Annotated in this window: 26 protein-coding genes; 13 read left to right on the forward strand and 13 right to left on the reverse strand. The window is 64.3% G+C overall.

All coding sequences use genetic code 11. The features are described 5' to 3' along the window. The first annotated feature begins 2 nt into the window (after window positions 1-2). The 7 genes from uca to urtE are packed head-to-tail and all read left to right on the forward strand — an operon-like array spanning window position 3 to window position 9,879. Window positions 3-3,623 carry an urea carboxylase gene (gene uca, locus ACTJJ6_RS07065; RefSeq protein ID WP_440801571.1) on the forward strand — a complete coding sequence of 1,207 codons (3,621 nt, stop codon included), beginning with the start codon at window positions 3-5 and terminating at the stop codon, window positions 3,621-3,623. Window positions 3,624-3,637: 14 nt separating this feature from the next. Beyond that, a complete protein-coding gene (locus ACTJJ6_RS07070) occupies window positions 3,638-4,357 on the forward strand; it encodes a GntR family transcriptional regulator (protein ID WP_028128266.1) in 720 nt (239 codons plus the stop codon). A gap of 26 nt (window positions 4,358-4,383) precedes the next feature. After that, a complete protein-coding gene (gene urtA / locus ACTJJ6_RS07075) occupies window positions 4,384-5,652 on the forward strand; it encodes an urea ABC transporter substrate-binding protein (RefSeq protein WP_033640971.1) in 1,269 nt (422 codons plus the stop codon). Window positions 5,653-5,708: 56 nt separating this feature from the next. Next, entirely contained in the window at window positions 5,709-7,289 is a 1,581-nt protein-coding gene (gene urtB, locus ACTJJ6_RS07080) for an urea ABC transporter permease subunit UrtB (protein ID WP_049299496.1), read from the forward strand. After that, a complete protein-coding gene (gene urtC / locus ACTJJ6_RS07085) occupies window positions 7,289-8,365 on the forward strand; it encodes an urea ABC transporter permease subunit UrtC (RefSeq protein WP_193842654.1) in 1,077 nt (358 codons plus the stop codon). The genes urtB and urtC overlap by 1 nt, the downstream gene beginning before the upstream one ends. Next, the gene (gene urtD / locus ACTJJ6_RS07090) at window positions 8,362-9,168 is read left to right on the forward strand and encodes an urea ABC transporter ATP-binding protein UrtD (protein ID WP_019454685.1); all 807 of its coding nucleotides are present in this window, start codon (window positions 8,362-8,364) and stop codon (window positions 9,166-9,168) included. Before urtC ends, urtD begins: the two co-directional genes overlap by 4 nt. A gap of 12 nt (window positions 9,169-9,180) precedes the next feature. Continuing rightward, window positions 9,181-9,879, forward strand: coding sequence for an urea ABC transporter ATP-binding subunit UrtE (urtE, locus tag ACTJJ6_RS07095; RefSeq protein ID WP_028127913.1), 699 nt, complete (start codon window positions 9,181-9,183; stop codon window positions 9,877-9,879). A gap of 7 nt (window positions 9,880-9,886) precedes the next feature. Here urtE and ACTJJ6_RS07100 read toward each other — a convergent pair whose 3' ends face one another. Together ACTJJ6_RS07100 and ACTJJ6_RS07105 are read right to left on the reverse strand one after the other, a co-directional pair. Then, the gene (locus ACTJJ6_RS07100; RefSeq protein WP_042783942.1) at window positions 9,887-10,186 is read right to left on the reverse strand and encodes a type II toxin-antitoxin system RelE/ParE family toxin; all 300 of its coding nucleotides are present in this window, start codon (window positions 10,184-10,186) and stop codon (window positions 9,887-9,889) included. Then, window positions 10,171-10,434 carry a type II toxin-antitoxin system ParD family antitoxin gene (locus tag ACTJJ6_RS07105; protein WP_049299497.1) on the reverse strand — a complete coding sequence of 88 codons (264 nt, stop codon included), beginning with the start codon at window positions 10,432-10,434 and terminating at the stop codon, window positions 10,171-10,173. The genes ACTJJ6_RS07100 and ACTJJ6_RS07105 overlap by 16 nt, the downstream gene beginning before the upstream one ends. A 134-nt stretch (window positions 10,435-10,568) precedes the next feature. Here ACTJJ6_RS07105 and ACTJJ6_RS07110 point away from each other — a divergent pair, with 134 nt between their 5' ends. Next, window positions 10,569-11,081, forward strand: a complete 513-nt coding sequence (locus ACTJJ6_RS07110) for a DUF2165 family protein (protein ID WP_016928579.1) — start codon at window positions 10,569-10,571, stop codon at window positions 11,079-11,081. Window positions 11,082-11,103: 22 nt separating this feature from the next. Here ACTJJ6_RS07110 and ACTJJ6_RS07115 read toward each other — a convergent pair whose 3' ends face one another. The 5 genes from ACTJJ6_RS07115 to ACTJJ6_RS07135 all read right to left on the reverse strand — a co-directional run bounded on the left by ACTJJ6_RS07115 (window position 11,104) and on the right by ACTJJ6_RS07135 (window position 14,158). Beyond that, window positions 11,104-11,616, reverse strand: coding sequence for a GNAT family N-acetyltransferase (locus tag ACTJJ6_RS07115; RefSeq protein WP_016928578.1), 513 nt, complete (start codon window positions 11,614-11,616; stop codon window positions 11,104-11,106). Window positions 11,617-11,640: 24 nt separating this feature from the next. Beyond that, window positions 11,641-11,988, reverse strand: coding sequence for a type II toxin-antitoxin system RelE/ParE family toxin (locus ACTJJ6_RS07120; RefSeq protein ID WP_049203897.1), 348 nt, complete (start codon window positions 11,986-11,988; stop codon window positions 11,641-11,643). Further along, complete coding sequence (locus ACTJJ6_RS07125) at window positions 11,948-12,208, reverse strand: type II toxin-antitoxin system Phd/YefM family antitoxin (RefSeq protein WP_016928576.1); 261 nt, start codon at window positions 12,206-12,208, stop codon at window positions 11,948-11,950. The genes ACTJJ6_RS07120 and ACTJJ6_RS07125 overlap by 41 nt, the downstream gene beginning before the upstream one ends. A 68-nt stretch (window positions 12,209-12,276) precedes the next feature. Further along, on the reverse strand, window positions 12,277-13,512 hold the full coding sequence (locus tag ACTJJ6_RS07130) for an FAD-dependent oxidoreductase (protein WP_028128268.1): 1,236 nt from the start codon (window positions 13,510-13,512) through the stop codon (window positions 12,277-12,279). A 76-nt stretch (window positions 13,513-13,588) separates the two neighbouring features. Then, complete coding sequence (locus ACTJJ6_RS07135; RefSeq protein ID WP_049299498.1) at window positions 13,589-14,158, reverse strand: DUF4865 family protein; 570 nt, start codon at window positions 14,156-14,158, stop codon at window positions 13,589-13,591. A 105-nt stretch (window positions 14,159-14,263) separates the two neighbouring features. Between ACTJJ6_RS07135 and ACTJJ6_RS07140 the strand changes: the two genes are divergently transcribed. Beyond that, complete coding sequence (locus ACTJJ6_RS07140; protein ID WP_016928573.1) at window positions 14,264-15,133, forward strand: LysR substrate-binding domain-containing protein; 870 nt, start codon at window positions 14,264-14,266, stop codon at window positions 15,131-15,133. Here ACTJJ6_RS07140 and sseA read toward each other — a convergent pair. Continuing rightward, window positions 15,130-15,975 (reverse strand): 3-mercaptopyruvate sulfurtransferase, encoded by an 846-nt coding sequence (gene sseA, locus ACTJJ6_RS07145; RefSeq protein ID WP_033640962.1) that lies wholly within the window; start codon window positions 15,973-15,975, stop codon window positions 15,130-15,132. The two genes, ACTJJ6_RS07140 and sseA, sit on opposite strands and share 4 nt — an antisense overlap. A gap of 106 nt (window positions 15,976-16,081) precedes the next feature. On the opposite strand from sseA, the gene ACTJJ6_RS07150 reads away from it, so the two are divergent. Then, entirely contained in the window at window positions 16,082-16,507 is a 426-nt protein-coding gene (locus ACTJJ6_RS07150) for an NUDIX hydrolase (RefSeq protein ID WP_049299531.1), read from the forward strand. A gap of 7 nt (window positions 16,508-16,514) precedes the next feature. On the opposite strand, the gene ACTJJ6_RS07155 is transcribed toward ACTJJ6_RS07150, so the two are convergent. The 4 genes from ACTJJ6_RS07155 to ACTJJ6_RS07170 form a co-directional block, all read right to left on the reverse strand. Next, on the reverse strand, window positions 16,515-17,180 hold the full coding sequence (locus ACTJJ6_RS07155) for an epimerase (RefSeq protein ID WP_143778731.1): 666 nt from the start codon (window positions 17,178-17,180) through the stop codon (window positions 16,515-16,517). Next, on the reverse strand, window positions 17,177-18,202 hold the full coding sequence (locus ACTJJ6_RS07160; protein WP_197754602.1) for an AraC family transcriptional regulator ligand-binding domain-containing protein: 1,026 nt from the start codon (window positions 18,200-18,202) through the stop codon (window positions 17,177-17,179). Before ACTJJ6_RS07160 ends, ACTJJ6_RS07155 begins: the two co-directional genes overlap by 4 nt. Window positions 18,203-18,212: 10 nt before the next feature. After that, window positions 18,213-19,100, reverse strand: a complete 888-nt coding sequence (locus tag ACTJJ6_RS07165) for an oxidoreductase (protein ID WP_440801581.1) — start codon at window positions 19,098-19,100, stop codon at window positions 18,213-18,215. A gap of 78 nt (window positions 19,101-19,178) precedes the next feature. After that, window positions 19,179-20,615 carry a PLP-dependent aminotransferase family protein gene (locus ACTJJ6_RS07170; protein ID WP_440801584.1) on the reverse strand — a complete coding sequence of 479 codons (1,437 nt, stop codon included), beginning with the start codon at window positions 20,613-20,615 and terminating at the stop codon, window positions 19,179-19,181. 180 nt (window positions 20,616-20,795) lie between these two features. On the opposite strand from ACTJJ6_RS07170, the gene ACTJJ6_RS07175 reads away from it, so the two are divergent. The 3 genes from ACTJJ6_RS07175 to ACTJJ6_RS07185 all read left to right on the forward strand — a co-directional run bounded on the left by ACTJJ6_RS07175 (window position 20,796) and on the right by ACTJJ6_RS07185 (window position 22,970). Then, window positions 20,796-20,978 (forward strand): DUF1127 domain-containing protein, encoded by a 183-nt coding sequence (locus ACTJJ6_RS07175; RefSeq protein WP_004939404.1) that lies wholly within the window; start codon window positions 20,796-20,798, stop codon window positions 20,976-20,978. Between the two features lie 9 nt (window positions 20,979-20,987). Beyond that, window positions 20,988-21,611, forward strand: coding sequence for a glutathione S-transferase family protein (locus tag ACTJJ6_RS07180; protein ID WP_440801586.1), 624 nt, complete (start codon window positions 20,988-20,990; stop codon window positions 21,609-21,611). Between the two features lie 228 nt (window positions 21,612-21,839). Beyond that, window positions 21,840-22,970 carry a Gfo/Idh/MocA family protein gene (locus ACTJJ6_RS07185; protein ID WP_015377116.1) on the forward strand — a complete coding sequence of 377 codons (1,131 nt, stop codon included), beginning with the start codon at window positions 21,840-21,842 and terminating at the stop codon, window positions 22,968-22,970. 102 nt (window positions 22,971-23,072) lie between these two features. Here ACTJJ6_RS07185 and ACTJJ6_RS07190 read toward each other — a convergent pair whose 3' ends face one another. Continuing rightward, window positions 23,073-24,944, reverse strand: coding sequence for an amidohydrolase (locus ACTJJ6_RS07190; RefSeq protein WP_049299503.1), 1,872 nt, complete (start codon window positions 24,942-24,944; stop codon window positions 23,073-23,075). Between the last annotated feature and the right edge of the window lie 9 nt (window positions 24,945-24,953).

Below are 24,953 nucleotides of genomic sequence, written 5' to 3' on the forward strand. Positions count from 1 at the left end.
ACATGTTTACTACCGTACTGATCGCTAACCGCGGCGAAATCGCCTGCCGCGCCATTCGCACCCTGAAACGCCTGGGCGTAACCAGCGTGGCGGTCTACTCCGACGCCGACCGCAATGCGCCGCACGTCGCCGAAGCCGACAGGGCGGTGGCGCTCGGCGGCGACAAGGCCGCCGACAGCTACCTGCGCATCGACAAGATCCTCGCGGCGGCCGCCGCCACCGGCGCGCAGGCGATCTACCCCGGCTACGGCTTTTTGTCCGAGAGCGCCGAGTTTGCCGATGCCTGCGAAGCGGCGGGCATCGCCTTTATCGGCCCGACGGCGGTGCAGATGCGCGAGTTCGGCCTCAAGCACCGGGCGCGCGAGCTGGCGGCGTTGGCCGGGGTACCGATGACGCCGGGCACCGGCTTGCTGGAGAGCGTTGAGCAGGCGGTCTCGGCCGCCGCGCGCATCGGCTACCCGGTGATGCTGAAAAGCACCGCCGGCGGCGGCGGCATCGGTCTGACGCGCTGTGACGACGAGGCGGCGCTGCGCGACGCGTACGACAGCGTCAAACGGCTGGGAGAGCAGTTCTTCCGCGACGCCGGCGCCTTTATCGAACGCTTCGTCGATCGGGCGCGCCACGTCGAGGTGCAGATTTTCGGCGACGGCCAGGGGCGGGTGGCGGCGCTCGGCGAGCGCGACTGTTCGCTGCAGCGGCGCAACCAAAAGGTGGTGGAGGAAACCCCGGCGCCGCACCTGCCGGCGGCGACTCGCCAGGCGCTGCATCGGGCGGCGGTGGCGCTGGGCGAGTCGGTGAATTACCGCAGCGCCGGCACCGTAGAGTTTATCTATGACGCCGCGCGCGACGAGTTTTACTTTCTGGAAGTGAACACCCGCTTACAGGTCGAGCACCCGGTCACCGAAATGGTCACCGGCCTGGATCTGATCGCATGCATGCTGCAGGTGGCGGCGGGCGACGCGCTGGATTGGGCGGCGCTGCAACGCGCGCCGCAGGGCGCGGCGATCGAAGTGCGTCTCTACGCCGAAGATCCGCTGAAAAACTTCCAGCCCAGCCCTGGCGTGCTGACCGAGGTGCATTTCCCTGACGACGTGCGCCTCGACGGTTGGGTGGCGACCGGCAGCGAAGTGTCGGCGTTTTACGACCCGATGATCGCCAAGCTGATCGTGCACGGCGCCGATCGGGCACAGGCGCTGGAAAAATTGCGTGTGGCGCTGGCGGCGACCCGTTTGCACGGCATCGCCACCAACCTCGACTATCTGCGGCAGGTGATCGCCACGCCGCAATTTCAGCGCGGCGACGTCTGGACGCGCCTGCTGGACGATGTGCGTTTCCAGCCGCACTGCCTCGAAGTGCTGCAACCCGGCACCTACAGCAGCGTGCAGGATTATCCCGGCCGCCTCGGCTATTGGGACATCGGCGTGCCGCCGTCCGGCCCGATGGACGACTTCGCGTTTCGACTGGCCAACCGCATCGTCGGCAACCACCCGGCGGCGGCCGGGCTGGAGTTTACCCTGCAGGGGCCGACGCTGCGCTTTCACTGCGACGCCACCATCGCGCTGACGGGCGCGAGCTGCCCGGCCGAACTGGATGGCGAGGCGGTTGCGTATTGGCGGCCGATCGCGGTGCGGGCCGGGCAGGTATTGACGCTGGGGCGCGCCACACACGGCTGCCGCACCTATCTGGCGGTACGCAACGGCTTGGACGTGCCGGTGTATCTCGGCAGCCGCTCCACCTTCGCGCTGGGCCAGTTCGGCGGCCACGCCGGGCGCACCTTGCGCGTGGCGGACATGCTGGCGATCGCCCAACCGGCGCTGGCGGCCAGCACCACGCCGGCGCCGATCGCCGCGCCGCAGGCGATGGACGACAGCCTGATCCCGCACTACGGCGACCAGTGGCACATCGGCGTGCTGTACGGGCCGCACGGCGCGCCGGACTTTTTCACCGCTGAATCGATAGAGGCCTTCTTCGCCACCGACTGGCAGGTGCATTACAACTCCAACCGCCTCGGCGTGCGCCTGGCGGGGCCGAAGCCCGAGTGGGCGCGGGAGGACGGCGGCGAGGCCGGTTTGCATCCTTCCAACGTGCACGACTGCGAGTACGCCATCGGCGCCATCAACTTCACCGGCGACTTCCCGGTGATCCTGACCCGCGACGGGCCGAGCCTTGGCGGCTTCGTCTGCCCGGTGACCATCGCCAAGGCCGAACTGTGGAAAGTGGGGCAGGTGAAGCCGGGCGACCGCATCCGGTTCCATCCGATCGGCTTCCGGCAGGCGCAGTCGCTGGAGCAGGCGCAGCTCGGCAGCATCGAAGCGCTGGCGGCGGTGAAGGCCATCACCCTGCCGCCGCCGGATCTCGCCCCGGCGGATAGCATTTCCGCCGCGGTGCTGGCGGCGCTGCCGGCGGCGGACGGGCGCCCGGCGGTGGCGTATCGCCAGGCGGGGGACGGCTACATCCTGATGGAGTACGGCGACAACGTGCTCGATCTGGCGCTGCGGCTGCGCATACATCTGCTGATGCAGTCGCTGCGGCAGGAGGCGATCCCGGGTGTAGCGGAGCTGGCGCCGGGCGTGCGTTCGCTGCAGATCCGCTACGACAGCCGGCTGATAAGCCAGGCCGACCTGCTGCAGCGCCTGCTGGCGCGCGAACGGGCGCTGGGGGACGTCAGCCGCCTGAAGGTGCCGACGCGCACCGTCTGGCTGCCGATGGCGTTCGAGGATTCGGCCACGCTGGGGGCGGTGGATCGCTATCAGCAGACGGTGCGCGCCTCGGCGCCCTGGCTGCCGAACAATGTCGATTTCATTCAGCGTATCAACGGTCTGAGCCAACGCGAGCAGGTGCGCGACATTCTGTTCGACGCCAGCTACCTGATCCTCGGGCTGGGAGACGTCTACCTCGGCGCGCCCTGCGCGGTGCCGCTCGATCCGCGCCATCGCCTGCTGAGCTCCAAATATAACCCGGCGCGCACCCACACCGCCGAAGGGACGGTCGGCATCGGCGGCATGTACATGTGCATCTACGGCATGGACTCGCCGGGCGGTTACCAGCTGGTCGGGCGCACGCTGCCGATCTGGAACAAGTTTCTCAAAAACCCGCAGTTCACCGCCGGTGAACCCTGGCTGCTGCGCTTCTTCGATCAGGTGCGCTTCTATCCGGTCAGCGAGCAAGAGTTGGACGAGCAGCGCGAAGCGTTCCGTGAAGGGCGCATGCAGGTGCGCATCGAAGAGAGCGAGTTCGACTTCGCCGCCTACACCCGTTTCCTGGCCGACAACGCCGAGGCGATCGCCGACTTCCAGCATCGCCAGCAACAGGCGTTCAGCGCCGAAGTGGCGCGCTGGCGCAGCGATGACGACGAGGCCGAGGCGCAGCTGTTGCCGCCGGAGGAAGAAGACGCCATCGACGGCGATCTGGTCAGCGCCGATCTGAACGGCAGCGTGTGGAAGATCCTGGTGGAACCGGGGCAGGCGGTGGCGGCCGGGCAGCCGCTGATCGTGGTCGAGGCGATGAAAATGGAGCTGGCGGTCACCGCGCCGCGCGCCGGGATCGTTAAACGCATCAGCTGTCGGCAGGGGCGGCCGGTCGGGCCGGGCGACGCCCTGCTGTGGCTGGAAAAGGCGGTCTGAACGGAGGAGCGATGATGCAAATCACCAACGGAGAGCACAAGGCGCGCCCGGAGGGGCTGGCGGAGCGCATTTATCTGCAGCTCAAGGCCGACATCTTCGAGTTTCGCCTGCTGCCGGGCGATCGCTTCAGCGAAAGCGACGTGGCGCAGCGCATGGCGGCCAGCCGCACGCCGGTGCGTCAGGCGCTGTTTCGGCTGGAGCGCGAAGGCTATGTCGAGGTGCTGTTTCGCAGCGGCTGGCAGGTGCGGCCGTTCGACTTCGCCTACTTCGAAGAGCTGTACGACCTGCGCATCGTGCTGGAACAAGAGGCGGTGAAACGGCTGTGCGAACGCCCGGCCGGGGAAACGCCGGACGCGCTGGCGGCGCTGAGCCATTTTTGGACCGCAGCGCCGCGCCTGGCGGACGGCAAGGCGGTGTCGCAGCACGATGAGCAGTTTCATCAGGCGTTGGTGGCCGCGGCGGGCAACGGCGAAATGGCGCGCATTCACCGCGAACTGACCGAAAAGATCCGCATCATTCGCCGGCTGGATTTCACCCAGCAGGCGCGGGTGGACGCCACCTACCGCGAGCACGCCGCCATTTTGCAGGCGATCCTGCGGCGGCAAAGCGGGGCGGCGCAAACGCTGCTCGGCGAGCACATCGCCGTCAGCAAGGCAGAGGTACGAAAAATAACGCTGCACATGTTGCACCAGGCGCGGGCTCAGCAGCCTGCGCGCTCGGCGCAACAATTTTGATTTCACACACATCGGGAGTTTGAACTATGCAACGTCGTCGTTTTATCAAAGCTTTTGCGCTGTCCGCCGCCGCGATCGGTATGGGCCTGGCCTGGAGCGCGCAGGCCGCCGACACCATCAAGGTCGGCATTCTGAGTTCGCTCTCCGGCACCATGGCGATTTCCGAGACGCCGCTGAAGGATGTGGCGCTGATGACCATCGACGAGATCAACGCCAAAGGCGGGGTGCTCGGCAAAAAGCTGGAGCCGGTGGTGGTGGATCCGGCCTCCAACTGGCCGCTGTTCGCCGAAAAGGCGCGCCAGCTGCTGAGCCAGGACAAGGTGGCGGCGGTGTTTGGCTGCTGGACCTCGGTGTCGCGCAAGTCGGTGCTGCCGGTGTTTGAGGAGCTGAACGGACTGCTGTTCTACCCGGTGCAATACGAAGGCGAAGAGATGTCGCCGAACGTGTTCTACACCGGCGCGGCGCCGAACCAGCAGGCGATCCCGGCGGTGGAATACCTGCTGAGCGAGGACGGCGGCGGCGCCAAGCGCTTCTTCCTGCTGGGCACCGATTACGTCTATCCGCGCACCACCAACAAGATCCTGCGCGCCTTCCTGCACAGCAAAGGCGTGCAGGACAAGGATATCGAAGAGGTCTATACGCCGTTCGGCTACAGCGATTACCAGACCATCGTCGCCAACATCAAGAAATTCGCCGCCGGCGGCAACACCGCGGTGATCTCCACCATCAACGGCGATTCCAACGTGCCGTTCTACAAAGAACTCGCCAACCAGGGCGTCAAGGCCACCGACGTGCCGGTGATCGCCTTCTCGGTCGGCGAGGAAGAGCTGCGCGGCATCGACACCAAACCGCTGGTGGGCAACCTGGCGGCCTGGAACTACTTCGAATCGCTGGATAACCCGACCAACAAACAGTTTGTCAGCCAGTGGAAAGCCTACGCCAAGGCGCACAATCTGCCGAATTACGCCACCGCGGTGACCAACGATCCGATGGAAGCCACCTACGTCGGCCTCCACATGTGGGCGCAGGCGGTGGAAAAGGCCGGCACTACCGACGTCGATAAGGTGCGCGCCGCGATGGCCGGGCAAACCTTCGCCGCGCCGTCGGGCTTCACGCTGACCATGGACAAGACCAATCACCACCTGCACAAACCGGTGATGATTGGCGAGATCGAGGGCAACGGGCAGTTCAACGTGGTGTGGCAGACCGAAGCGCCGGTGCGCGCGCAGCCGTGGAGTCCCTATATCGCCGGCAACGACAAAAAACCGGATTACCCGGTGAAAGGCGGCAAGTAACGTCACTCAGCGCCGGCGCGGCTCGACGCGCGCCGGCCCAACAGAAGAGGCAGCTGATGCAATCTCCGTTTTTATCCTCTCTGCGCGCCGGGCTGTGGCTGTTGTGCGCCTGGCCCCTGCTGGCGCAGGCCGGGCCGGCCGATGAGTTCGCGGCGGCCAATCGCGCGCAGCAGGCCAAACTGCTGCAGGCGTGGGCGGCCGAGCCGGACGCCGCGCGCCTGCCGTTGCTGCAGGGGCTGCAGCAGGAAACCGTGGCGATCGACGAGGCGAAGCGCGCCTTTATCCGCCAGGGCGATCGCTATCTGCCGCTTGAAGGTGAGGCGGCCCCGGTTGGCGAGCCGAAGAAGGTGTGGCTGAACAACCGGCTGCGCATTCTGATCGCCAATGCGTTGTCGGCGCAGCGGCTGGTCAGCGCGGACGCGGCGGTGCGGCTGCAGGCGGCGACCGCGCTGCAGCGCGAAGCGCAGGGCGAGCAGCTGCCGCTGTTGACCCGGCGGCTGGCGCAGGAGAAAGACCCGCAGGTGCGCGACGCGCTGAGCATTGCGCTGGCGAACCTGCAATTGGCCGACGCCAGCCCGCAGGTGCGTTTCAATGCGGTGCGGCTGCTGGGGGAATCGGGCGAGCCGGAAACCCGCGCGCGGCTGCAGGCGTTGACCGACGCGGCCAATGAGCCGGACGCCGCGGTGCGCGCCGAGGCGCAACGCAGCCTGCAGCGCGTGCAGCACCGCCTGATGATCGGCGATCTGCTCGGCCAGGCGTTCAGCGGCCTGTCGCTCGGTTCGATCCTGCTGCTGGCGGCGCTCGGCCTGGCGATCACCTACGGCCTGCTCGGCGTCATCAATATGGCGCACGGCGAAATGCTGATGCTCGGCGCCTATTCGGCCTATCTGGTGCAGGGGGTGTTTCAGCAATTTGCGCCGCAGTGGCTGGCGCTCTATCCGCTGGCGGCGCTGCCGGTGGCGTTCGCCATCACCGCCGGGATCGGCATGGCGCTTGAGCGTACGGTGATCCGCCACCTGTACGGCCGGCCGCTGGAAACCCTGCTGGCCACCTGGGGCATCAGCCTGGTGCTGATCCAACTGGTGCGGGTGCTGTTCGGCGCGCAGAACGTCGAGGTCGCCAACCCGGCGTGGCTGTCGGGCGGCGTGCAGCTGTTGCCGAACCTGGTGTTGCCGTGGAACCGCATCGCGGTGATCGCGTTCGTGCTGCTGGTGCTGGCGTTGACCTGGCTGCTGCTGAACAAGACCCGGCTCGGCATGAACGTGCGCGCGGTGACGCAAAACCGCGCGATGGCGGCCTGCTGCGGCGTGCCCACCGGGCGGGTGGACATGCTGGCCTTCGGGTTGGGATCCGGCATCGCCGGGCTCGGCGGGGTGGCGCTGTCGCAGTTGGGTAACGTCGGGCCGGAGCTGGGGCAAGGTTACATCATCGATTCGTTCCTGGTGGTGGTGCTCGGCGGCGTCGGCCAGCTGGCGGGGACGGTGGCGGCGGCCTTCGGTCTCGGCATCGTCAACAAGATCCTCGAACCGCAGATCGGCGCCGTGCTGGGCAAGATCCTGATCCTGGTGCTGATCGTTCTGTTTATTCAAAAGCGTCCGCAGGGGCTGTTCGCCCTTAAGGGCAGGGTGATTGACTGATGAGCCAACCATTGACCGTAACCGGCGTGCAGAAAGCGCCCCGGCTGGCGTTGAGCATCGGCGGGTTGGCGTTGCTGGCGCTGCTGGTGATGCCGTTCATGACGCTGTTGCCGGCGGATCATCCGCTGGCGGTGTCCACCTATACCCTGACGCTGGCGGGCAAGATCCTGTGCTACGCGGTGGTGGCGGTGGCGCTCGATCTGGTGTGGGGCTATGCCGGGCTGCTGTCGCTCGGCCACGGGCTATTCTTCGCGCTCGGCGGCTACGCCATGGGCATGTACCTGATGCGGCAGGCGGCGGGCGACGGGCTGCCGGCGTTTATGGCGTTCCTCTCCTGGAATGAGCTGCCGTGGTTCTGGAGCGGCACCCAGCATTTCGCCTGGGCGCTGTGCCTGATCGTGCTGGTGCCGGGCCTGTTGGCTTTCCTGTTCGGCTACTTCGCCTTTCGCTCGAAAATCAAAGGGGTGTATTTCTCGATCATGACCCAGGCGCTGACCTATGCCGGCATGCTGCTGTTCTTTCGCAACGAGACCGGTTTCGGCGGCAATAACGGCTTTACCGGTTTCACCACGCTGCTCGGCTTTCCCATCACCGCCGCCGGCACGCGGGTGGCGCTGTTCCTGGCGACGGTGCTGCTGCTGGCCGCCAGCCTGGCCATCGGCTTTGTGCTGGCGCGCAGCAAGTTCGGCCGGGTGCTGACCGCGGTGCGCGATGCGGAAAACCGCCTGACCTTCTGCGGCTACGATCCGAAGGGCTTCAAGCTGTTCGTCTGGACGCTGTCGGCGGTGCTGTGCGGGCTGGCCGGCGCGCTCTATGTGCCGCAGGTCGGCATCATCAACCCCGGCGAAATGTCGCCGACCAACTCGATCGAGGCCGCCATTTGGGTCGCCCTCGGCGGGCGCGGCACCCTGGTGGGGCCGCTGCTCGGCGCCGGCATCGTCAACGGCGCCAAGAGCTGGTTCACCATGGCCATTCCCGAATACTGGCAGTTTTTCCTCGGCCTGATGTTTATCGTCGTCACGCTGTTTCTCCCGAAAGGAGTGATTGGCCTGCTGCGTCGGAGGAAAAGCTCATGAAGGCGATGCAAGTGACCGACGAACTGTTTACCCACCCGCTGCCGGCGGATAAATACCGGCAGCAAACCGATCCGGTGCTGCAGCTCGACAATATCAACGTCAGCTTCGACGGTTTTCGCGCGCTGACCGATCTGTCGCTGCGCATTGGCGTCGGTGAACTGCGCTGCGTGATCGGCCCCAACGGCGCCGGCAAGACCACGCTGATGGATGTGATCACCGGTAAGACCCGGCCGGACAGCGGCAGGGTGTTTTACGATCAGACCGTCGATCTGACCCGGCTGGCGCCGATGCAGATCGCCCACGCCGGCATCGGCCGCAAGTTTCAAAAACCGACGGTGTTCGAGGCGCTGACGGTGTTCGAAAATCTGGAGATCGCCCAGAAAACCCGTAAGTCGGTGTGGGCCTGCCTGCGCGCCCGCCTGAGCAGCGAACAGCGCGACCGCATCGACGAGATGCTGAAGACCCTGCGGCTGGGGCATGAACGCCACCGGCCCGCCGGGCTGCTGTCCCACGGGCAGAAACAGTTTCTCGAGATCGGCATGCTGCTGGTGCAGGAGCCGCACCTGCTGCTGCTCGACGAGCCGGCGGCCGGCATGACCGACGCCGAAACCGACTACACCGCCGAACTGTTCCGCGAGCTGGCGGGCAAGCATTCGCTGATGGTGGTGGAGCACGATATGGGGTTTGTGGAGACCATCGCCGATCGCGTGACGGTGCTGCATCAGGGGCAGGTGCTGGCGGAAGGATCGCTGGCGCAGGTGCAGGCCGATGAGCGAGTTATTGAGGTATATCTGGGGCGCTGAGGAGGCGTAATGATGCTGCAGGTAGAGGAATTGAATCAATATTACGGCGGCAGCCACATTCTGCGCGGCCTGTCGTTCGAGGCGCGCATCGGCGAGGTGACCTGCCTGCTGGGGCGCAACGGCGTGGGCAAGACCACGCTGCTGAAATGCCTGATGGGGCTGGTCCCGGCGCGCAGCGGCAGCGTCCGTTGGCGGGGCGAAGCCATCACCGGTAAAAAGCCGCATCAGCGGGTGCAGGCGGGCATCGCCTATGTGCCGCAGGGGCGGGAAATTTTCCCGCGCCTGACGGTGGAGGAAAATCTGCTGATGGGGCTGGCGCGTTTTTCCGGCGCCGACGCGCGCGCGGTGCCGGATCCGATCTATGAACTGTTTCCGGTGCTGCGGCAAATGAAGGATCGGCGCGGCGGCGATCTCTCTGGCGGGCAGCAACAGCAGCTGGCGATCGGCCGGGCGCTGGCCTGCCGGCCGCAGCTGTTGATCCTCGACGAACCGACGGAAGGGATCCAGCCTTCGGTGATCAAGGAGATCGGCGCGGTGATCAAACAGCTGGCGGCGCGGGGCGATATGGCGATCCTGCTGGTGGAGCAGTTCTATGACTTCGCCGCCGATCTGGCGGACAGCTATCTGGTGATGTCGCGCGGCAGCATCGTGCAGCGCGGCGCCGGCAGCAATATGGAACAGGACGGCGTCCGCGGGCTGGTGGCGATTTAACGTTGGGTCAGCTGAAAAAGGATTGGCTGAGCGGATCGCGGGAATGATGCAGCACTCTGATGATATTCACCTCCCGCCTGTGCTGTCGAAAATAAATCAGGTGGTTGGCGACGGGCAATACCCATAGGCCGGGGCCGATTGCATCGATGTTTTTGCCGAGTTGGTGGTGGCTAAGGTTATCGAAAGCCTGATGCAGGCGGCGCAGATAATCTTCGGCCACCTGCAAGCCAAAGTGCGCCAACCCGTAAAAATAGATCTCTTCCATATCGTCCAACGCTTTTGGACGAACGGTTACTCTCCTGCGCATCCTTTTGCTTTGCCCCGTATTCTTTCCATGAACACATCACGATCCCATTCGACGGCTTCGCCGCTGTTCTCTCCTTCGGCGATCAAGCGCCTAAGCTCTTCCAGTTTTGAGGCGGCGGTACGTTCGCGCAAAGTGCGCACGGATTCGCGGATGACTTCGCTGGGCGTTCGGTAATCGCCGCTGGCCACCAGGTCTTCGACGAAGCTACGCAGTTCGTCACCCAGATCTACCGTTAGTGTTCTGCCCATTGTTCCTCCTCACTTTCGGCTATGCTGCGTCATTGTAAGATTAGTTCTTACATTGTGCACGTCAAACTATCAGGATCTCAATAGCGGTCCCGTCATGAGGACGGGAGCCACCCGTTTATTCATTAAGGATAACCATGAACGAAATCACTGTGTCACGCCTCGGTTGCATCGTCCTGTCTCTGTTTCCGGCCCTGTGGGGGCTGTTTAGCCTGTTGAACAATACGGCGGATTTCGCCGGCACCGCGCGCAATGCGGTGGGGCCGCTGCTCGCCATGCAGGATACTTATCAAACGCCGGGGCTGATGTGGCGCGCGATCCGCGCCGACTGGGCCTGCATGTTGGGGTTGGCGGTCATCACTACGCTGGAAGCGCTGGCCGGCCTATTCGCGGCCGCGGGCGTGGCGCTGATGATCGGGCGATTGAAAGGCCCTTATGCCGCCTTCGCCAAGGGCAAAGCCTGGGCGATGCTGGGGGCGCTTTGCGCAATTGCGGTGTGGGGCGTCGGTTTTATGGTGGTCGCCGGCGACTGGTTCATGGCCTGGCAGGCCAAGAAGGATCCGCTGGCGGTGCAGCTGGGGGCGCTGATCTACCTGGCGCCCAATGCGTTTGCCTTGCTGTTCCTGATGCTGCAGCGGGAGCCGCGCTAAACGACGGCGGAGCGGGGCGCGGTTACAGCGCCTTGCTCATATACCAGATGCCTATCGAGCCCTGGGCGCTGGTGTAGCAGGTCTCGCCACAAATGCTCAATCCCTGACGCTGATAAAAACGTTGGGCGCGGGTGTTGCGTTGCAGCACTTCCAGCCACAGCGTTTTTTGCCGGCGCTCGATGGCCCGCAGCTGCACCTGTTCGTACAGGCGCTGGCCATAGCCATTGCCGGCATGGCCCGGCAGGAAATAGATTTTCTGCAGCTCTGCGCCGCGGGTTTGCGTTGGCGCCAGCAGGCTGTCGACGTTGAGCCGCGCATAGCCGACGAGGGCGTCATTCTCATAGGCCAACAGCCAGCACACGTCGGGATCGCGCAGCGTCCGTTCCAGTGCGGAGACGGAAAAATCCTCCGCCAGAAAGGCTTCCAGCTCGTGCGGGTAGCGCCACAGCTCACCGAAGTGGGCGCGATAGGTGCGGATGCCGATATCGCGCACCAGGGTTAAATCTTCCAGCAATGCCTGACGAACGGTGAACATCAGTGCCCCTTTGAGTAAGAAAAATTACAGCCGTTGTTCCAGATGCCGGTGAGGCACCATCGCCTGATGCAGAATGGCGAGAACGGTGATGCCGGCAGGGCGGTTGCGGTAGTAGATCCTATGGCTGGCGTAAGGAAAACTGCGTATCTCTTCGCCCAGATCGTGGAAGTGAGCTTTACCCGCTTCCGGCATATCTGCCAAATGATGCATGACCTCTCTCAACTGCTCAAGATAGCGGCGAGATTGCGCTTGGCCCCAGTGCTCGATGGTGAAATGACGAATAGCCAGCAGATCTTGTTGGGCCTGCGGGGTGAGGCGAAACGCGGGCATCTCAGTCTGTTTCATCGGTGAGCAGACGGTTGAAGAAGGCATCGCCGTCTACCGCCTTACCGGCGTCTTCCTCGGCGGTAGCCTGCGCGATTTTTTGCTGCAGTGCGCTTAATTTGAGATCTTCCAGCGCCTGGTAATCTTCTACAGACATGACGACGGCGACCGGTTTGCCGTTGCGATTGATTTGCACCGGTTCACGCTGCGCCTTGAGCAGCAAATCGCCGAATTGGGTTTTGGCCTCGTTCGCGGTGAGTGCGTACATTTAATCGCTCCAGTTAATTAAATCGTTCGATTTAACCATTATACGGCGCGATGAAAAAATCACCAATGCTATTCCGGCGGGCAGGTTTCGTTGGACAGATGCCGCGGCGTTTCACGGCGAAAACCGAGGCCGATGATGCGGCCGAACAGGCGCGGCAGCCAGCGGCTGTTGCCGACGCGGGCGATCAGGCGCGAGCCGCCCGCCGCGCGGCGTTCGCCCGGTTTGCGCTGGCTCATTTTGATCTGCAGAAACTGGATGGCCCGGGTGGGAAATTCGCGCCGGCGCTGCACGCTCAGCAGATGCTTCAGCTGCAGCCGATGCTGGCGCAGCGGCGGGATCAGAGCGTTGGCGGCGGCCACCGCGTCCTGAATCGCCAGGTTGACGCCCACGCCGCCGATCGGCGACATGGCGTGCGCGGCGTCGCCGATGCACAGCACCCCCGGTTTGGCCCAGCGATCCAGACGATCGATGCGAATGCTCAGCAGTTTTACCTGATCCCACTCGACGATCTCCTGCAGGCGATCGTCCTGAAATGGCGCCACCTCGGCGAGGTGCAGTAAAAATTTCTCCAGCCCGCTGCGGCGGATCGCGTCGAAGCTGCCTTTGTCGATCGAATAGCCGCACTGCCAGTAGTCGCCGCGATCGATCATGATGAAGTTCTGTTTCGGCCCGGTATGGCCCATCGACCAGGCCGGATCGCCCGGCTGCTTGCTGAGCTTCATCCACACTACGTCGCGCGGCGCGCCGAAGGATCGGCTGCTGAGCGCCGCCTGTTCGCGCACCACCGAGTTGCGGCCGTCGGTGCCGATCACCAACTGGCTGCGCACGCGGATCGGGCCTTCCGGCGTGTCGGCCAGCACGCCGCACACCTGGCCGCGGTCGTACAGCAGCTGGTGAACCTGCGTCGAGGTCAGCAGCCTGAAGTTGGGGAAGGCGGCGGCCTGCTGGGCCAAAAAGTTGAGGAACTCCCACTGCGGCATAAAGGCGATAAATTTGCAGCGCGTCGGCAGGCGGGTGAAATCCGCCAGCTTGATGTCGCGCCCGGCGACTTCGGCGTGCAGGGACTCCGCACGCTGGTGCGGCAACGTCAGCAGTTCGTCGAGCAGGCCCAGCTGGTGCATGACTTCCAGCGTCGACGGGTGAATGGTGTCACCGCGAAAATCGCGCAGGAAGTCGGCGTGCTTCTCCAGCACCGTCACATCGATCCCCGCCCGCGCCAGCAGATAGCCGAGCATCAGCCCGGCGGGGCCGCCTCCCACGATGCAGCAGGTGGTGGCGTAAGGTGTGATTGGTGATGACGACATGACGGTTGACCCCGGATAGCGGCCCGCATCCCGCGAGCCGCAAATGAATATGCAATTTTGATAATGATTATCAATATCAAGTTTGACTGTCAACCCGCGGCGCAGTGTGGTCAAAGGGCGCGGACAGATGGCCGACGCGGAACAGTTGACCGTTTTGCGGCCGCGCCTGCGGCGGTTCACGCCAGACATCCAGCCGCACTAACCGCCACTCGGCGGGATCGAACGCCACGATGGAGGCCAGCGCGCCGGGCACCGCCTGCTGTTGCCGACGCAGCGCAGGAAGATCGCTGTAGGGGGCGATGGCCCTTTCCTGACAGGTCGCCCAGGCGGCCTCGGCCAGATGAGGACGATCGAAATGCGCCAGCCACGGCAGCCAGTGATTGACGCGCGGCCAGCCGAACGCCTGGCTGAGGCCCCTGAAACCCTCGCCGATCAGGAAGTCGCTCATGCCGGCGCCGCTGTTCCACAGGTAGAAGGGAGCGTAGAGATTCTCGGCGCTGCCTTCGCTGCGCTGCGCGTACAGATAGGCTTTGACGATCAGCTGCGGGCAGGCGTCGAGCCGGTGGCCGACATCGGCGATGCGGCGGCGGACGATCGCCATGTCGTAATCGGCGGGCAGGGTGAAACGGTATTGCATCGCGAGCATAAGGATTCTCCTGAAAGACATTGACCGGGAGAGCGTGACACGCCATCTTTATTAGTAAAATCGGTATTATTTTGATTGATAGTTCAGAAAATCAGGATGGTCAGCATGGGGCGAATCACGTTCGATCTCGAGGATTTGCGCAGCTTCGTCACCGGCGTCGAGCTGGGCAGCTTCGCCAAGGCGGCTGAACGGCTGGGGCGTTCGACGTCGGCGGTCAGCGCCCACCTGAAAAAGCTGGAGCAGCAGGTCGGCGCGCCGATCCTGCGCAAGGCCGGACGCGGCATGGTGATGACCGAGGCGGGGGAGACCCTGCTCGGTTACGCGCGCCGCCTGCTGGAGCTCAATGACGAAGCCGCCGCCGCGGTGCGCGGGTTGGATCTGCAGGGCACGGTGCGGCTGGGGCTGCAGGAGGATTTCGGCGAGACGTTTCTGCCGCAGGTGTTGGGCAGCTTCGCGCGCGCCAATCCAAAGGTGAGGATCGAGGCGCGCATCGCGCGCAATGCCGAGCTGATCGACTGGGTGCTGAAAGGCCAGCTGGATCTGTCGCTGGCGTGGGATGGCGGTCTGAGCACGCCGTTTCATCAGGCGCTGGGACAGCGGCAGCTGCACTGGATCGCGTCGCCCGGCTTCGCGCTGGCGCCGTGGCGAGAAGGGGACGAACCCTTGCCGTTGGTGATGTTCGACGCGCCCTGCCTGATGCGCAGCGCGGCGACGCAGGCGCTGGATCGCGCCGGCATTCCCTGGCGCATCGCCTTTAGCAGCCGCAGCCTGAACGGCGTGTGGGCGGCGGTGAGCGCCGGGTTGGGCGTTACGGTGCGCACGGCGGCGGGCTTACCGCCCGGCCTGTCGCCGCTGGCCCCCGATCTGCTGCCCGCTCTCGGCCAGCTCGGCGTGGTGCTGCACCGCGCCGAGGATCAGCCTTCGGCCGCCGTGCAGCGGCTGGCGCAGATCGTGGTCGAGCGGATCGAGACCTAATCTTGGGCGATCGGCTGCTTGCCGCTCAGCTGGCCCCATTCGCTCCAGGCGCCGTCATACAACTTGACCTGCGGCGCGCCGAGCGACAGCAGGCCAAACGCCAGCACCGCCGCCGTCACGCCGGAGCCGCAGCTGGTGATGATCGGGCCGTTGATGTCCACCCCCTTGTCGCTGAAGGTTTGGCGCAGCGCCTCCAGCGATTTGAAGCGGCCGTTTTCCAGCAGCTCGCCGTACGGAATGTTGATGCTGCCGGGAATGTGGCCGCGGTGCAGGCCGGGGCGCGGCTCCGGCGCTTCGGCATGGAAACGCGGCGCGGCGCGCGCGTCGAGAATTTGCACCGGCGTGCCTAACGCCTGTTCCACTTGCCGCATATCCACCACCGCGTCGGCGTTGAACCGGGCGTTGAACGTCTGCGGTTCAGGCTGCGCCGGGCCGGTTGCCAGCGCCTGGCCTTGCGCGGTCCAGCCGTTCAGCCCTTCGTCCAGTACGTAAACATGCTGGGCGCCGAAATTGCGGAAGGTCCACCAGCCGCGCGGCGCGGAGAACTGGTTACCCTCATCGTAAATCACCAGGGTATCGCGCTCGCTGATGCCCAGCTTGCCCACCGCCTCACCAAACTCCGCCGCCGTTGGCAGCATATGCGGCAGCGCGGTGTTTTTGTCCGCCACGTCGTCGATGTCGAAATAGACCGCGCCGGGGATATGGCCGCGTTCGAACTCGGCAAGCATGTCCTTTTTCGGCGTTAGCCCCACCGGCGACATCCGGACGTCGATCACCACCAGATTTTCATCGTTGATATGTTGCGCAAGCCATTGAGGGGTCACCAGAAACGGAGAGTTCATCGTTATTGTTCGCCTGTTGTGAAAACGGATTTTCACTATACACCAGGCCGCGCGGGGATGAAGTATGATGTTCAGTCAAAGGCAATGGGCCGGGAGCGAAGAAATCATGACGGATTGGGCGTTTGGCGGGGCCAAGATCGCACTGTTGTGCGGCGATCTCTTGTTGGTTTACCAACGGGACGACAAACCGGACATTCCGTGGCCCGGCCTGTGGGATCTGCCCGGCGGCGGGCGGGAAAACGGCGAAACGCCGCTGCAGTGCGTGCAGCGGGAGACGCAGGAAGAATTCGGCGTGGCGATCGCCGAACGTCAGGTTGTCTGGCGGCGGCGCTACGACGGCATTCTGCCCGGCTATCCCCCGACCTGGTTCATGGCCGGCGAGATCGCCCCCGCGCAGATCGCCGCCATACGTTTCGGCGACGAGGGACAGCGCTGGCGGATGATGCCGGTGGATCAGTTCATTCATCATCCGCAGGGCATCGACCATCTGCGTCGCCGGGTGGCGGAGTATTGGCGGCGGGGCGGTGGATGACGTTATTTCACAGCGTCGCCAGCCGGTTGATCTGCGCCGGTTCGATGATGCGCAGCGCGCTTTCCCGTCGCGCCACCGCGAGCATCGCCCGCCCGATTCGTTCGGTGCTGCTTACCCGGGCGGGAAACAGCCGCAATGCGCCGCGCCACAGCGGCTTGAACAGCCGATAGGCCAGATCGTAGAGGCGGGTTTTGGAGCGAATGCCGTGCAGCGGCACAATGGCGCCGGGACGGAACATCACCGCGTGGAACGGCAGCGCCAGCAGCGCGTTTTCGGTGGCGCCTTTGACCCTGGCCCACATGCTGCGGCCGCGTTCGCTGCTGTCGGTGCCGAGGCCGGAGACGTAGACGAAGACCATCGACGGATTCAGCGTCGCCAGCGGGCGGGCGGCGGCCAGCGTCAGATCGTAAGTCACCGCGCGATATTCAGCTTCACTCAGGCCGGAGGACGAAATCCCCAGGCAGAAGAAACAGGCGTCGTAGCCGGCGAGCTGCGGCGCCAGCGCCGACAGATCACGCAGATCGGGCAGGGAGAGCTGGCGCAGTTTGGCGTGGCTTTGCGCCAGCGGGCGACGGCCGATGCTGAGCACTTCGCTGACGCGCGGATCGCGCAGGCATTCTCGCAGCGCGCCCTGACCCACCATGCCGCTGGCGCCGAAAATAATCACTTTCATGCTCTGTTCTCCCACTGGCCGGCGGCGCGCTGCGTGCGCCAGCGGCTAGGCGTCAGCGCTTCCCACTGAATAAAGGCGCGGCTGAACGAATTCAGCTCTTCGAATCCCAGCACAAAGGCGATTTCGCCCGGTTCAAGGTCGGTTTCCGCCAACAATCGGCAGGCGGTGCGGTGCCGGGTTTTGTCCAACAATTGCTGGTAGCTGTAGCCGTGCTGTTGCAAGCGGCGCTGCAGCGTGCGCGGGCTGAGATAGAGTTCAGCGGCCACGCTGTTGACGCTGGGGCGCTGGCCGCGCATGCTGCGGCTGAGGATCGCCATCACCTGCGTGGGCAGATCGTGCGCCGACTGAGATTTGGCCAGCTCCGCCTCCAGCCCCGGCAGCAATACGGCCAGCATGGCCTGGTTGTAGGTGACGAAGGGTTGACGCATCAACGCGCGATCGAACACCAGCACGTCCAGCGGGGCGTTGAATGTCACCGGGCAGCCGAAATAGCGCGCCAGCGGCGAGGCGGCGTCCGCTCGCCGGGTCAATTCGATCGCCTGCGGCTGCAGGGGCAAGCCGGTGCCGCGCCGACACAGGGCCGTGATGGCGGCGAACATGGCGTCGATCAGCAGCGCCGGCGCGTGGCCCTCGCTCATGGTCCAGCGGGTGTGCAGGCGCATGCTGTCGCCGTCTTCCACCAGCATCAGCTCTTCCGGGCAAACCAGCCGTTTATAGCGCGCCACCTTTTGCAATGCTTCGCCCAGCGTGGCGGAATGCAGCGCGGCGATCAAGGCAATGTCATAGTGTTCCGGCGCCGCCTCGCCGCCCAGACGCAGACCGAAGGCGGGATCGTCGTTCAACTGCGGCAGACTGCGCCAAAGAGAGAAGAACTGTTGCGTAGTGAGTTTAATCTTGTCGCGCCGTTCGCCGAACAGCCCGGCGGGCAACCCGGCCAATCGGCCGAGCTGCTCGATATCGACGCCCTGCGCCGCCAGGTGTACCGCCAGTGCGCCGGAAACCGGAATTTGATCGCTGCTCAATGCGGGCTCCTTAGGGTTTTCCCGTCACCACCGCCGCCATCGCGGCGTGATCCGGTGAGCTGTCGTCGTGGTCGGTGCTCAGGCTGAGAGTGCGAAACGCGGCGTCCTCCGCCTGGCGTTCTGCCAACACCTGCGCCGCCATATGCACTGCGTCGCTGCCGAGCAGCAGGCGTAGCGGAGGGGCTTCCAGCGCCGCCAACTGCAGGATCGCCTGCGCCGCCTTGGCCGGATCGCCGGTTTGGCTGCCGTTATGCTGCTGCAGGAAGGCCAGCATCGGCCCCAGCGTCGGCTGATAGGCTTCGCCGATCGGCGCAATGGTCATTGAAGAACCGGCCCAGTCGGTGCGGAAGCCGCCGGGTTCGACCATCGTCACCTTGACGCCGAAGGGGGCCATCTCTTTGGCCAATGATTCGGAGAACCCTTCGACCGCCCACTTGGCGGTATGGTAGGCGCTGAGGCCGGCAATGCCGAGGCGAGCGCCGATGGTGGCGATCTGGATGATATGGCCGCTGCCCTGCCGGCGTAATATCGGCAGCGCCGCGCGGGTGACGTTGAACACGCCGAAGAAGTTGGTTTCGAGCTGCGCGCGAAAATCGGCTTCATCGGCTTCCTCCACCGGTGCGATATTGCCGTAGCCGGCGTTGTTGACCAGCACGTCCAGCCGACCGAAGCGTTCAATCGCCGTGCGCACCGCGCGTTCGGCGGCAGCGGCGTCGGTGACGTCGAGCGCGATCGTGGCGACCCGATCGCCGTAGCGTTCCACCAGCGGCTGCAGCTGTTGCGGCTGACGGGCGGTGGCGACCAGACGGTGCCCGGCGGCCAACACCGCCTGCGCCAGCTGTTGGCCCAGGCCGCGGGAACTGCCGGTGATTAACCATACCTGTGACTGAGACATCATGACCTTCCTGATTGCGAGTGGGTGTGATGCCACTTTAGAGCGCCGGGCAGCGCAGCGATAATCCGATCGCGTCAAGATTTAATCCGATTGCGCCAAACTGTCGGCCGGCATCATCCGCTGGATGGTGGCGCCGACCTTTTGCACTGCCAGCTCGATCTCTGTCGTCAGCGTCGGCGCATAGTTGATGCGCAGGCAGTTGCGGTACTTGCCGGCGGCGGAAAAGATGCTGCCGACGGCGATTTGTACGCCTTGCTGTTCAAGATGGCGGTTCAGCCGCAGGGTGTCGAACGCTTCGTCCAGTTCGATCCACAGCATAAAACCGCCGCGCGGCCGGCTGACGCGGGTGCCGGCCGGAAAGTGTTTCAGGATAAGATCGGTCATGCGATCGCGGTTCTGCTGGTAGCGTGCGCGCATGCGCCGCAGGTGCTGCAGGTAATGCCCGCCGCGGATAAATTCGGCGATCGCCAGCTGCGGCTGGGTGGCGGTGGCGCCGGAGCCGATGAACTTCATGTGCAGCACCCGTTCCAGGTAGCGGCCGGGCGCGATCCAGCCCACGCGTAGCCCCGGCGCCAGCGTTTTGGAAAACGAACTGCACAGCAGCACGCGGCCGTCGTCGTCGAATGACTTGATGGTGCGCGGCCGCGGGTAGTGATAGGCGATGTCGCCGTAGACATCGTCTTCGATGATCGCCGCGTCGTGGCGCTGCGCCAGCGTCAGCAGCCGCTGTTTGTGGGCGTCGGGCATGATGTAGCCCAGCGGATTATTGCAGTTGGGCGTCAGCAGGATGGCCTTGACCGGCCACTGTTCCAGCGCCATCTCCAGCGCCGCCAGGCTGACGCCGGTGAGCGGATCGGTGGGGATTTCCAGCGCCTTGATGCCCAGACCCTTCAGCGTCTGCATGGTGCCGTGGAAGCAGGGCGAATCGACCGCCACGATGTCGCCGGGTTGGCAAACGGCGCGCAGCCCGGCGGAGATTGCTTCCTGACAACCGGTGGTGATCAGCAGCTGATCGGGGCCGATTTGGCAGCCGGAGTCCAGCAGCAGACGGGCGACCTGTTCGCGCAGCGCGGCCACGCCCTGAATGCTGTCGTAATACAGGCTGCGCAGGTCGCCGTGGCGGGCGGCGTTGCGCAGGGCGACGATCAGCGGTTTCATCGTCGGTTCGGCGATATCCGGCATGCCGCGCCCCAGCTGGATCAGGCCTTCGCGCGGCCGGCTGCGCACCAGTTCCAGCACCTGCTCCCATTGCGAAATGTCCACCGGCCGCTGCACCGGCGCCGTCATGGCGGGCAGCTCGGCCTGCGCGCGCCGCGTATGCACGAAGTACCCCGACTTCGGCCGCGCTTCCACCAGGCGCTGTTCCTCGAGCAGCCGGTAGGCTTGCTGCACCGTGCTGATGCTGACGCCGTGCTCCTGGCTCAATGCGCGCACCGAAGGCAGGCGATGGCCGGACGGATACAACCCTTGCTGAATGCGTTGGCTGAGAATGGCGGCCAGCGTGGCGTAGCGTGTCATACAGAGGCCTCTCATCGGGGGTAAGGATTAAAAAACCGGTACAGATACTTTCAAAATAAACCATTCAGCGGGTTTTTTGGCGCAGCTGTATGAAAAAAATAGCGCCAGCGTGAATCTGTATTGTTTTTTGCCTGGCGCGCATCATCACTACCAGGCGAAAACATCAGGGGGGATAATAAGATGGCTCTGTTTGATGGCATGACGATGTGGCGACGGGTAGGCTGGTCACGCTGGCGTTGGTATTTGTTGCGTCGCAGAACGCGCAGAGAGTTACTGCTGCTGAACGACAGGCAGCTGGCGGATATCGGCCTGACGCGGGCGGAGGCCTGGAGGGAAGGGTATAAACCGTTCTGGAGAGAATAAGGAAAGTCAATGCTGAAATTATTGGGTAAAGCCTCATCGATCAACGTGCGCAAGGTGTTATGGACCTGTCAGGAGTTGGGGCTGACGCTGGAACGGGAGGACTGGGGCAGCGGTTTTCGCTCTACGCAGGAGCCGGCGTTTCTGGCGTTGAATCCCAACGGCCTGGTGCCGGTGCTGATCGACGGCGAGCGGGTGCTGTGGGAGTCGAATACCATTTGCCGCTATCTGGCGGGGCGGGAAGGGCGGCAAGATCTGCTGCCGCAGGCACCCGGCGCGCGCGCGGCGGTGGAGATGTGGATGGACTGGCAGGCCACCGATCTGAACGGCGCCTGGCGCTACGTGTTTATGTCGCGGGTGCGTGGGCATGCGGATTATCAGGATGCCGCCAGCCTGGCCGCCGCCGAGCGCGAATGGAACCGGCTGATGGGCTTGTTGGACGCACATCTGGCGCAGCACGGCCCTTATGCCGCCGGCGCCGCCTTCACGCTGGCGGACGTGGTGCTGGGGCTGTCGCTGAACCGTTGGCTGATGACGCCGTTCGAGCGGCCGCATTATGCGGCGCTGGCGGCCTATCAGCAGCGCCTGCTGCAACGCCCTGGCTACGTGCAGCACGGTGCTAACGGTTTACCGTGATATGAAATAAACGGTTCATTTCATCTTGTCCGGATACGCCCCGCCGTGTCCGGACTTTCCTCATTACATCATCCCGTCAACGTTTCATGAACGGCATCACGAATATGAACTTTATTTTCCTGTGTGCTTGTTATTGAAATTTATATTCCATATAAACCCGTTATCAACCGGCGCGTTTCATTGAGCGACGCCTGGTTCTACGCAGAGTTTTGGTCACGGGAGAAAATGATGAAACAGGTACGCGTTGGGTTAATCGGCACCGGTTATATCGGGCGTTGTCACGCTATCGCCTATGCGCAGGCCGCCACGGTCTTTCCTCTGAAAGGGGACCTGGTGCTGGAGATGCTGGCGGAAGTGACGCCCGAGCTGGCGGCGCAGCGCGCCGCCGAATTCGGCTTTGCGCGCTCGACCGGCGACTGGCGGCAGCTGGTGGCCGATCCGGCGATCGATGTGGTGGACATCTGTGCCCCCAACTTTTTGCACAAAGAGATGGCGCTGGCGGCGATCCGCCACGGCAAGCACGTGTATTCGGAAAAGCCGCTGGCGCTGGACGCCGCCGACGCGGCGGAGATGGTGCAGGCCGCGCGCGCTAAGGGGGTGAAAACGCTGGTCGGTTTTAACTACATGAAAAACCCCACCAGCCAACTGGCGCGCGAAATTATCGCCAACGGCGAAATCGGCGAGGTGGTGCATTTTTACGGTACCCACAATGAGGATTATCTGGCCGATCCGCGCACGCCGATCGACTGGCACTGTCGCCGCGCCAGCGCCGGGTTAGGCGCGCTCGGGGATCTGGCGGCGCACATCGTCAATATGGCGCACTACCTGGTGGGCGATATCGTGGCGGTTTCCGGCGATATGCAGACCGTGATCAAACAGCGCCCGGATCCGCAAGACCCGACGCGCCTGCACCCGGTGGAAAACGAAGATCAGGCCAGTGCGTTGCTGCGTTTCGCCGGCGGCGCGATGGGCACTATCGAAACGTCGCGCATTGCCTGCGGGCGCAAGATGGGGTTGACCTATGTGGTCACCGGCACCAAAGGCACGCTGAGTTATACCCAGGAACGGATGGCGGAGCTGAAACTGTATCGGCACGATGAACCGGCGGAGCGGCAGGGGTTCAAGACGCTGCTGGTGGGGCCAAAGCACCCGGACTACGCGGCGTTTTGCATCAGCGCCGGGCACGGCATCGGCTTTAACGATCAGAAGACGGTGGAGATCCGCGATCTGGTCAATGGCATCGCCGCGGGCGATCGCATGTGGCCGGACTTTGAAGAAGGCTGGAAAGTGTCTTGCGTGCTGGATGCGATAGCCGCCTCCGCCGAACAGCGGCGCTGGCTGGAGATCAACCGCGATTGAAAATGAAATGGCGCTCTCCCGCGGACAGCGCCATTAATTTATTGTGTTGTTAGCTTAATAGCTTATTAAATTAATTTTATAATAAGTTATTGGCTTGATAACTTAGAACGAGAAACACGAACAGCCGAACGCGCCCCAGAAGGCATTCTCATCCGACACCGGGATGCTGGAGCGGCGCGCGATGTCATGCTGGTGCGCGTGCACGCCGCACGGGCCGCAGCATTGATGCGCCTGGCTCACGACCCCGACGCGGGCCGCCGCCGACGGCGGCGCGGAGCGGTAATGGCCCGGCACCTGGGTGACCGGCGACCAGTCCGGCAGCACCGGCAGCGGCGGCGGCGCCAGCGGCGAGAAGCTGCCGGCGGCGTAGACTACCTTGCCGTCCACCACCGTCATTACCGACTCGATGCCTTTGATCTGCTCTTCCGGCACGCTGAAGTAGTCCTGCGACAGCACCGCCAAATCCGCCAGTTGGCCGACCTTGATCTGGCCTTTCTTGCCCTGCTCGGTGGAGAACCAGGCGCTGCCTTGCGTCCACAGCATCAGCGCCGTTTCGCGATCCAGCCGCGCGCTGTCGTCGTACATCGCCATGCCGCCGACGGTGCGGCCGGAGACCAGCCAGTACAGCGCCGTCCACGGGTTGTAGCTGGCGACGCGGGTGGCGTCGGTGCCCAGCCCGACCGGCAGCTCGGCCGCCAGCATTTTCGCCACCGGCGGCGTATGTTTGGTGGCTTCGATGCCGTAACGGTCGGCGAAATACTCCCCCTGGAACGCCATGCGGTGCTGCACCGCAATGCCGCCGCCCAGCGCCTTGACGCGCTCGATATTGCGCTCGGTAATGGTTTCGGCGTGGTCGAACAGCCAGTGCAGGCCGTTGAACGGAATGTCGCGGTTCACCTTCTCGAACACGTCCAGCATGCGGCTGATGGATTCGTCATAGGTGGCGTGCAGGCGGAACGGCCAGCGGTGCTCGACCAGATGGCGAACCACTCGCTCCAGTTCGTCTTCGGTGCCCGGCGGCAGATCCGGGCGCGGCTGCAGGAAGTCTTCGAAGTCGGCGGCGGAAAACACCAGCATCTCGCCGGCGCCGTTGTGGCGATAGAAGTCGGTGCCCTGGCCCGGTTTGAGCATATCGGTCCACAGCTCGAAGTCTTCCAGCTCCTGTTTAGGCCGCTGGGTGAACAGGTTATAGGCGATGCGGATGGTCAGCTGCTTTTTCTCGTGCAGCTCGGCGATCACCTGATAATCTTCCGGGTAGTTCTGGAAGCCGCCGCCGGCGTCGATGGCGCTGGTGAGACCGAGGCGGTTCAGCTCACGCATAAACTGGCGGGTGGAATTGACCTGCTGCTCCAGCGGCAGCTTCGGCCCTTTCGCCAGCGTGGCGTACAGGATCATGGCGTTGGGTTTGGCGATCAGCATGCCGGTCGGGTTGCCGTTGGCGTCGCGCTGGATCTCGCCGCCCGGCGGGTTCGGCGTGTCTTTGGTGTAGCCGACCACCTTCAACGCCGCGCGGTTGAGCAGCGCGCGATCGTAGAGATGCAGAATAAATACCGGCGTGTCCGGCGCCGCCTGGTTGATTTCGTCCAGCGTCGGCATGCGGCGCTCGGCGAACTGGAATTCGGTCCAGCCGCCGACCACCCGCACCCATTGCGGGCTCGGGGTGCGCAGCGCCTGTTCTTTCAACATGCGCAGCGCGTCGGCCAGCGAGGGCACGCCTTCCCAGCGCAGCTCCAGGTTATAGTTCAGGCCGCCGCGGATCAGGTGCAGGTGCGAGTCGTTCAGGCCAGGAATGGCGGTGTGGCCGTGCAGATCGATCACCTGGGTTTCCGGCCCGGCGTGCTGCATGACTTCGCTTTCGCTGCCGACCGCCAGAAACTTGCCGTCGCGGATGGCGACCGCTTGCGCGGTGGGGTGTTGGCGATCGACGGTGTGAAACTTGCCGTTGGTGATGATCAATGAAGCGTGGTGGTTCATAACATTCTC

Source organism: Serratia sp. 22278, from assembly GCF_052045405.1.
Classification (GTDB): domain Bacteria; phylum Pseudomonadota; class Gammaproteobacteria; order Enterobacterales; family Enterobacteriaceae; genus Serratia; species Serratia marcescens.

Coding starts and splice junctions, on each gene's coding strand:
- ACTJJ6_RS07150 (WP_049299531.1), top strand. CDS start 16,082: ATGACGGATTGGGCGTTTGGCGGGGCCAAGATCGCACTGTTGTGCGGC.
- ACTJJ6_RS07115 (WP_016928578.1), bottom strand. CDS start 11,616: ATGTTCACCGTTCGTCAGGCATTGCTGGAAGATTTAACCCTGGTGCGC.
- ACTJJ6_RS07185 (WP_015377116.1), top strand. CDS start 21,840: ATGAAACAGGTACGCGTTGGGTTAATCGGCACCGGTTATATCGGGCGT.
- ACTJJ6_RS07120 (WP_049203897.1), bottom strand. CDS start 11,988: ATGCCTTCTTCAACCGTCTGCTCACCGATGAAACAGACTGAGATGCCC.
- urtB (WP_049299496.1), top strand. CDS start 5,709: ATGCAATCTCCGTTTTTATCCTCTCTGCGCGCCGGGCTGTGGCTGTTG.
- ACTJJ6_RS07105 (WP_049299497.1), bottom strand. CDS start 10,434: ATGGGCAGAACACTAACGGTAGATCTGGGTGACGAACTGCGTAGCTTC.
- urtE (WP_028127913.1), top strand. CDS start 9,181: ATGCTGCAGGTAGAGGAATTGAATCAATATTACGGCGGCAGCCACATT.
- urtD (WP_019454685.1), top strand. CDS start 8,362: ATGAAGGCGATGCAAGTGACCGACGAACTGTTTACCCACCCGCTGCCG.
- ACTJJ6_RS07140 (WP_016928573.1), top strand. CDS start 14,264: ATGGGGCGAATCACGTTCGATCTCGAGGATTTGCGCAGCTTCGTCACC.
- ACTJJ6_RS07175 (WP_004939404.1), top strand. CDS start 20,796: ATGGCTCTGTTTGATGGCATGACGATGTGGCGACGGGTAGGCTGGTCA.
- ACTJJ6_RS07070 (WP_028128266.1), top strand. CDS start 3,638: ATGCAAATCACCAACGGAGAGCACAAGGCGCGCCCGGAGGGGCTGGCG.
- ACTJJ6_RS07180 (WP_440801586.1), top strand. CDS start 20,988: ATGCTGAAATTATTGGGTAAAGCCTCATCGATCAACGTGCGCAAGGTG.
- ACTJJ6_RS07135 (WP_049299498.1), bottom strand. CDS start 14,158: ATGCTCGCGATGCAATACCGTTTCACCCTGCCCGCCGATTACGACATG.
- urtC (WP_193842654.1), top strand. CDS start 7,289: ATGAGCCAACCATTGACCGTAACCGGCGTGCAGAAAGCGCCCCGGCTG.
- ACTJJ6_RS07125 (WP_016928576.1), bottom strand. CDS start 12,208: ATGTACGCACTCACCGCGAACGAGGCCAAAACCCAATTCGGCGATTTG.
- ACTJJ6_RS07170 (WP_440801584.1), bottom strand. CDS start 20,615: ATGACACGCTACGCCACGCTGGCCGCCATTCTCAGCCAACGCATTCAG.
- ACTJJ6_RS07100 (WP_042783942.1), bottom strand. CDS start 10,186: ATGCGCAGGAGAGTAACCGTTCGTCCAAAAGCGTTGGACGATATGGAA.
- ACTJJ6_RS07130 (WP_028128268.1), bottom strand. CDS start 13,512: ATGTCGTCATCACCAATCACACCTTACGCCACCACCTGCTGCATCGTG.
- ACTJJ6_RS07190 (WP_049299503.1), bottom strand. CDS start 24,944: ATGAACCACCACGCTTCATTGATCATCACCAACGGCAAGTTTCACACC.
- urtA (WP_033640971.1), top strand. CDS start 4,384: ATGCAACGTCGTCGTTTTATCAAAGCTTTTGCGCTGTCCGCCGCCGCG.
- ACTJJ6_RS07110 (WP_016928579.1), top strand. CDS start 10,569: ATGAACGAAATCACTGTGTCACGCCTCGGTTGCATCGTCCTGTCTCTG.
- ACTJJ6_RS07155 (WP_143778731.1), bottom strand. CDS start 17,180: ATGAAAGTGATTATTTTCGGCGCCAGCGGCATGGTGGGTCAGGGCGCG.
- sseA (WP_033640962.1), bottom strand. CDS start 15,975: ATGAACTCTCCGTTTCTGGTGACCCCTCAATGGCTTGCGCAACATATC.
- ACTJJ6_RS07165 (WP_440801581.1), bottom strand. CDS start 19,100: ATGATGTCTCAGTCACAGGTATGGTTAATCACCGGCAGTTCCCGCGGC.
- uca (WP_440801571.1), top strand. CDS start 3: ATGTTTACTACCGTACTGATCGCTAACCGCGGCGAAATCGCCTGCCGC.